Here is a 6,488-nt window from a genome sequence, read left to right on the forward strand (position 1 = left end):
CGGACTTCGTCAAAGAACCTTATATCCTCGACAAGCTCGGATACGCTTCGCGAAAGTGCAAGTGTAAAAAATTAGTACTAAATAATACTAAAGTTGTGTTACATGTAAGATATCTTTAGTAAATTAAATCCCAAATGTAGCCTTTCGCTACTGCGGGCTGTGCCTGCTTCTTTGTGGCAATACCACAGGCACTTCCTACGGTCGCAAAAGAAGTTGGGGTGTGGCACGACTGTGTGCTTCGCAGGGCTAGTCCCCGAAAATAATAAAAACATAAAAACTAATTTTGACAAATTATAATTGTTTAGGTATATACTAAAATCTAAAAGCTCTAATCATAAAACATTTACTTAAATTTGATTATGTTATAAAATATAATAAATTATTCAAAGGTTTTTTATTATGATATTAAATTTCACAAAAATGCATGGCATAGGAAATGATTATATTTATATAGATTGTTTCAAAGAAAAGTTTACAGTAGAAGATGCTATGAAATATTCACCTATATTGAGCCATAGACATTATTCTATAGGAGCAGACGGGATTATACTGATAATGCCTTCTGATAAAGCAGATGTTCAAATGAGAATGTTTAATTATGACGGCTCTGAAAGTGAGATGTGCGGTAATGGTATAAGATGTGTTGCAAAATATGCTTATGATAAAGGAATAAGTAAGAATAACCCTATGAAAATAGAAACTTTGAGGGGCATATTAGACGCTAATCTTTTTATAAAAGATAATGAGGTTGACAGCGTTGAAATAAATATGGACTCTCCTATATTTGAGGGATTAAAGATACCTACTACTATAGATAAGAATATGATAATAGATGAGCCTATCACTTTTAAAGGTAAAACATACTATTTTACCTGTGTTTCTATGGGAAATCCTCATACTGTTATATTTGTGGACAATGTTGCTAATATGTATATTGATGATATAGGAAGTTATATTGAAAATAATCCTATATTTCCAAACAGGACTAATGTAGAGTTTGTAGAGGTTATAAATAGGGGAGAGGTTAAGCAGAGAACTTGGGAGAGGGGAAGTGCTGAAACTTTGGCCTGCGGTACTGGAGCATCAGCTGTATGTGTAGCTGGATTTATTAGCAAAAGAACGGATAATATTATACTTAATCATCTTTTGGGCGGGGATTTAATATTAAGATATGAGAATAACAGTGTATTTATGAAAGGTGAGGCTAGATACTGTTTTGAAGGGTGTGTTAAATTGTAAAAAATGTACAAAAAATAGTAAATATAATGTAAAAAAATTGTATTTTGTTATGACATTTTTTAAAAAAATGTTAATTTTAAAATATATACTAATTGCTTTTTAGCAGTTTATATATGACTTATCTTTCAAATAAGCGGGGGTGTATGAAAAGAACAGTTATAATATTAGCTTTATTCCTTTGTAATTTAAATTTGGAAACGCATAATTTTAATATTAATGATTATTCTTTTCCTTCTAATGATTGGGTTACTTTAATAAAAGATGTTTCCAATCATTATAATCAGGATTTTTGGTTTATAAAAGATGTTTTTGATGTTTGCGGTAATTATAATGTAGATCCTCTTTTGATGGTGGCATTAATAAAAGTTGAAAGCAGCTTTATTCCTACAGCTTTATCAAAAAAGAATGCATACGGATATTGCCAGATAACTCCAATAGCAAATGAAGATGTTGATCCTTCACTAAACAGATATAATGCAAGAGATAATATTATACTTGGTGTAAGATTTATAGATAAACTATTAGACAGATTTGATGGCGATATAATAAAGTCTTTAAGATATTACAATGCAGGTAATAATTATAATGAATACGGAGAATCTTATGCAGAAAGTATAAGATATGAATATACTAATATGGTTAGTCTTTATGTAAAAGATGAAAGTTCGTATGGAAATATATATAAAAAAGAGGTCTTTGAATAAGATATAATCAAGACCTCTTTAATATAATTACTAGTTATGTAAAAAATTATCTTTTTAAGTTTACAACTGTAGCAAGTAAATTATCGCTTGTTTGTACTGCTTTAGAGTTCATTTCATATGCTCTTTGTGCCACAATCATATCAACCATTTCATCAACTACTTTAACATTTGACATTTCTACAAATCCCTGATGTATTCTAGGAAATCCGTTAGCACCTGGTTCGCCTTCAAAAGCAGGTCCGCTTGCTATTGTTTCTTTGTATAAGTTATCGCCTATAGAAAGAAGTCCTGGCTGATTGATAAATCTATGAAGTGTAATTTGACCTATTTCTACAGGATCATTTTCATCACCTATTTTTACAGATACAACACCTTCTCTTGATATAGATATTTGCTCTACCAAAAAGTTTTCTGGAAATACTATTTCTGGAACTAGTCTGTATCCGTTTGAAGTAACCATTTGACCATTAGCATCAATTTTGAAAGATCCGTCTCTAGTATATGAAACGCTGCCGTCTGGCATTAATACTTGAAAGAAACCTTCTCCTTCTAATGCTAAATCAAGTTTATTTCCTGTTGCCTGTAAAGAACCTTGGTCAAACATTTTTTGTGTAGAAGCACTTTTTACACCGAGTCCTGTTTGAAGTCCTACTGGTCTTACTGTATCTTCTGTGGCTGGTGTGCCTTGTATTTTTAAGTTTTGATATATTAAATCTTCAAAATCAGCTCTTACTTTTTTATATCCTATAGTGTTAACATTGGCAAGGTTATTTGCGATAGTGTCAGTTTTAAATTGCATACCGTTCATACCGCTTGCTGCTGTCCATAAAGAACGTACCATATAATACACTCCCTAATTTATAAATTTATTGATATTATATATTCGGTAATTATAAAAATTGCTTTATAGAATTTATATAAAAAATATTATGTTAAGTTATTTAGATGATGTTTTTATAGTGAAATACTTATCCAAGCTAATAATCAAAAATTTCGGTTTGTAAGAATATAAATAAAGATATAATAGATAAGTATTTTTTAATTAATGAGAATATAAATATTAGTAAAGAGATATTTAAGATTTTTTCAGATTAGGTATATATTTTTTATCTGATTATATCTATTAATATTTTTAACGTTGTTAATAATGATATAGTTACAAATATAGGTTTTATAACTTTTATTCCTTTTTTAATTGCAAACTTAGCACCAAAGTAAGTTGATATCATTATAAAAGGTATAACGAATATTCCAGCCATATAATTAACTTTTCCCTCTATTGCAAATATTATTAATGAACATAAATTACTTGTAAGGTTCAAAGCTTTAGCATTACCAGATGCAAGAAGAAAATCCATTTTATAATAAAGTACAAAAAACATTATTAAAAAACTTCCAGTACCAGGTCCGAACACCGCGTCATAAAAACCCAAAAGAAAAGCGAATAACATACCGATTATATAATTTTTTCTTTTTAAATTATTTTCATCAAATAGGTTCTCGGTTCCAAAAGTTTTAGAAAATAAAGTATAAATACCTACTGCTAGAATTAATATCATGATTAAAGGCTGTAATATTTTAGCATCTATTAATACTATAACCTGCACACCTACAATAGAACCTAATATTGTCATAGGTATTAAAAACTTTATTAGTTTTGAGGTAACTTTTCCATTTTTAAAGAAAGTAAAAGCAGATACTACAGCACCTGAAGTGGATGTAAGTTTATTTGTGGCCAGTGCTGTATGCGGAGGAATACCTGCTATTAAATATGCTGGAAGACTTATAAGTCCGCCTCCTCCAGCTGCTGCATCAACAAAACCTGCTATTGAACAGCCTATAATTATTATAATTAGATTCTCTATACTCAGCATAATACAACACCAATAATTTATTTTTTATTGACAGAAAATATTATACCTATGATAATTTTTTGTCAAATGATATTTAAAATTTATTTATAAGAAACATGTATTTATTATTATTTTAAAAATTGTTGAATATGATTAATACTTAAATATCAAAAATTATAAACATAATTAAGATTTAATATTTTTATATTAAGTTAATCAATAATGATAAATTATTATTGATTTATTTTTTACATGCTATATATTATATAATTATGTAAAGTAAACATAATATAATTTAAATAACATAAAAGTATATTAAGGAAAAATTTATGAATAAATCAATACCATTTTCGCCTCCAGATATAACAGACAGTGAAATAGAAGCAGTAGTTAAGGTATTAAAATCAGGCTGGATAACAACAGGACCAGTTAACAAAGAGTTTGAAGAAGAGCTTTGTAAATATATAGATGTAAAAAGAGTAAAGCTATTATCAAGTGCCACATCCGCTATGGAGCTTGCATTAAAAATATTCGGAGTAGGTGAGGGTGATGAGGTTATAGTTCCAGCTTATACTTATGCTTCAACTGCAAATGTCGTTGTTCATCTTGGGGCTAAAGTTGTATTTATAGATGCTGATACTAATGATTTTAATATAGACTTAGAAAAGTTAGAAAAAGCTGTAACAAATAAAACCAAAGCTGTTATTGCTGTAGATGTTGGAGGAAAGCCATGCGATTATGACGGCATTATAAAAATACTTGAAAGTAAAAAAGAATTATTTAATGCTTCAGAAAATAAATATCAGCAAGAATTAAAAAGAGCTTTATTTTTACTTGATGCTGCCCATTCTATAGGTGCTGTTTACAAAGGAAAAAGAACAGGCTCTCAGGCAGATTTTAGTTCTTTTTCTTTTCATGCTGTTAAAAATATTACTACTGCTGAGGGTGGAGCTTTATCTTTTGATGATATAGGCAGTATCAATGCTGATGATATATATAAAGAGCTTTCTATATTGTCTCTTCATGGACAAAATAAAAGTGCTTTAGATAAAAGTAAAGGCGGTAGAGGTGCTTGGAGATATAGTATTGAGTTAGCAGGATATAAAGCTAATATGAGCGATATTCATGCTGCCATTGGTTTATCTCAGCTTAAAAGATATGATTCTATGCTTGACAATAGAAAAAAAATAGTAAACATTTATAATGAAATTTTATCTAAAAATAAAAGAATAATACTTCCTAATTTTAAGGATAGTTTTAGTGAGTCATCTTATCATTTATATTTGATTAGAATAAAAGATTATGAAGAAGCAGAGCGTGATTTGCTTATAGATAAAATGTCTGCAATTGGAATAACTTTAAATGTTCATTATCTTCCTCTTCCAGCACAGAAGGCTTATATTGATTTGGGATATGATGTTAATAATTATAAAAATGCTTTTAATATGTACAAAAATCAAATAACACTTCCATTATATAGCACTTTAAAAGAAGAGGATGCTGTATATATTGCTGAAAATATTATTAAGTATTTGAATTAATTTTTTATTTTTTGACAAAATACTATATTTTTAGTATAATAAAATTATGAAAGAGATTAACAGACTCAATGATTTATTTGTACGATATCTAATTGGTACTGAAGGTGATGAGGATATATTAGAAAATATTGTTAATGCTGTTTTAAATGATGCAGGTTTTGAATCAGTAGGTAATCTCGAAATTATTAATCCTTATAACTTGGCAGAAAATGAAAATTTAAAAGAATCTATTCTCGATGTTAAAGCAAAAACTAAAGACGGTAAAAAGATACTTGTTGAAATACAGTTAGTTGGAAATAATAATTTTATAAAAAGAATATTATATTACATAGCAAAAAATATAGCTTCTGAGTTAAAAGAGAGTGATTTATATATTGGTATAAGTCAGATGATTAGTATTAGCTTTATAAATTTTAATTTGGATATAGGAAGCGAGACTGATATAAGAAGAGAGCATAAATGTTTTATGTATTTATATATAAAAAACTTGCTCGCTTTTATCATCTAGTAAATAAATTTACTAGATGCTCACAAGTTTTTTATTTTTTTTGCAGATGTCAATAATCCTAATCTTAGACTTGACGATTTACAGATACATTTTATAGAGATTAAAAGATTTGCAGAAATATTAAAAAATGCTAGTATAGATAACTATAATGAAAATAAACTTTTATCTTGGATTGATTTTTTTACTACTAAAGATTTAGAGAAAGATATTAATAAACTTGTTATAAAAATTGTGAGCGTCCGATAAGTTTACTTGTCGGAGACTTTAAGCGAACAATTTTTATTTATAAATAAAAGGAATAATATTATGTCTAAAGTTATAGATAAATATAAAAGATTTGTAGCTGATGAAAAAGAGATGTCAGCATATAATGAAAGAGATACTTTTCTTTATGGTCAAGCTGCTATGCTTCAGTATGAGAGAGCAGAATGAAAAAAAGAAGGCATAGAAATAGGATTTCAACAAGGTATAGAAAAAGGTATAGAAAAAGAAAAATATTTATTAGCTAAAAATATGAAAAATAAAAATATGGATATTAATCTTATTAGTGAATTAACAGGACTAAGTATAGAAGAAATAAAAAACTTGTGAGTGCCTACCATTCGTAAGAATGGTAGGAGATTATATGCGAGCAAGTTTTTTA

5 protein-coding genes and 1 pseudogene are annotated in these 6,488 nt (G+C 28.1%); 4 read left to right on the forward strand and 2 right to left on the reverse strand.

Annotated features, from left to right (window positions below; translation table 11 throughout):
• The first annotated feature begins 399 nt into the window (after window positions 1-399).
• Both dapF and F811_RS0100825 read left to right on the forward strand, forming a co-directional pair.
• Window positions 400-1,239, forward strand: coding sequence for a diaminopimelate epimerase (gene dapF / locus F811_RS0100820; RefSeq protein WP_020003415.1), 840 nt, complete (start codon window positions 400-402; stop codon window positions 1,237-1,239).
• A 143-nt stretch (window positions 1,240-1,382) separates the two neighbouring features.
• A complete protein-coding gene (locus F811_RS0100825; RefSeq protein WP_020003416.1) occupies window positions 1,383-1,943 on the forward strand; it encodes a lytic transglycosylase domain-containing protein in 561 nt (186 codons plus the stop codon).
• Window positions 1,944-1,989: 46 nt separating this feature from the next.
• Here F811_RS0100825 and flgG read toward each other — a convergent pair whose 3' ends face one another.
• Complete coding sequence (gene flgG / locus F811_RS0100830) at window positions 1,990-2,784, reverse strand: flagellar basal-body rod protein FlgG (protein WP_008726144.1); 795 nt, start codon at window positions 2,782-2,784, stop codon at window positions 1,990-1,992.
• 265 nt (window positions 2,785-3,049) lie between these two features.
• Window positions 3,050-3,817 carry a sulfite exporter TauE/SafE family protein gene (locus F811_RS0100835; protein ID WP_020003417.1) on the reverse strand — a complete coding sequence of 256 codons (768 nt, stop codon included), beginning with the start codon at window positions 3,815-3,817 and terminating at the stop codon, window positions 3,050-3,052.
• 308 nt (window positions 3,818-4,125) lie between these two features.
• On the opposite strand from F811_RS0100835, the gene F811_RS0100840 reads away from it, so the two are divergent.
• Window positions 4,126-5,337: a DegT/DnrJ/EryC1/StrS family aminotransferase gene (locus F811_RS0100840; RefSeq protein ID WP_020003418.1), complete on the forward strand. Its 1,212-nt coding sequence runs from the start codon at window positions 4,126-4,128 to the stop codon at window positions 5,335-5,337.
• A gap of 46 nt (window positions 5,338-5,383) precedes the next feature.
• Window positions 5,384-6,436, forward strand: a pseudogene (locus F811_RS15920) (Rpn family recombination-promoting nuclease/putative transposase).
• The last annotated feature ends 52 nt before the right edge of the window (window positions 6,437-6,488 follow it).

It is taken from the genome of Brachyspira innocens ATCC 29796, assembly GCF_000384655.1.
In the GTDB taxonomy this organism is placed as follows: domain Bacteria; phylum Spirochaetota; class Brachyspiria; order Brachyspirales; family Brachyspiraceae; genus Brachyspira; species Brachyspira innocens.

What these genes read in the sequence shown, in the direction of transcription:
- dapF (WP_020003415.1), top strand. Translation starts at nt 400, where the DNA reads ATGATATTAAATTTCACAAAAATGCATGGCATAGGAAATGATTATATT.
- F811_RS0100825 (WP_020003416.1), top strand. Translation starts at nt 1,383, where the DNA reads ATGAAAAGAACAGTTATAATATTAGCTTTATTCCTTTGTAATTTAAAT.
- flgG (WP_008726144.1), bottom strand. Translation starts at nt 2,784, where the DNA reads ATGGTACGTTCTTTATGGACAGCAGCAAGCGGTATGAACGGTATGCAA.
- F811_RS0100835 (WP_020003417.1), bottom strand. Translation starts at nt 3,817, where the DNA reads ATGCTGAGTATAGAGAATCTAATTATAATAATTATAGGCTGTTCAATA.
- F811_RS0100840 (WP_020003418.1), top strand. Translation starts at nt 4,126, where the DNA reads ATGAATAAATCAATACCATTTTCGCCTCCAGATATAACAGACAGTGAA.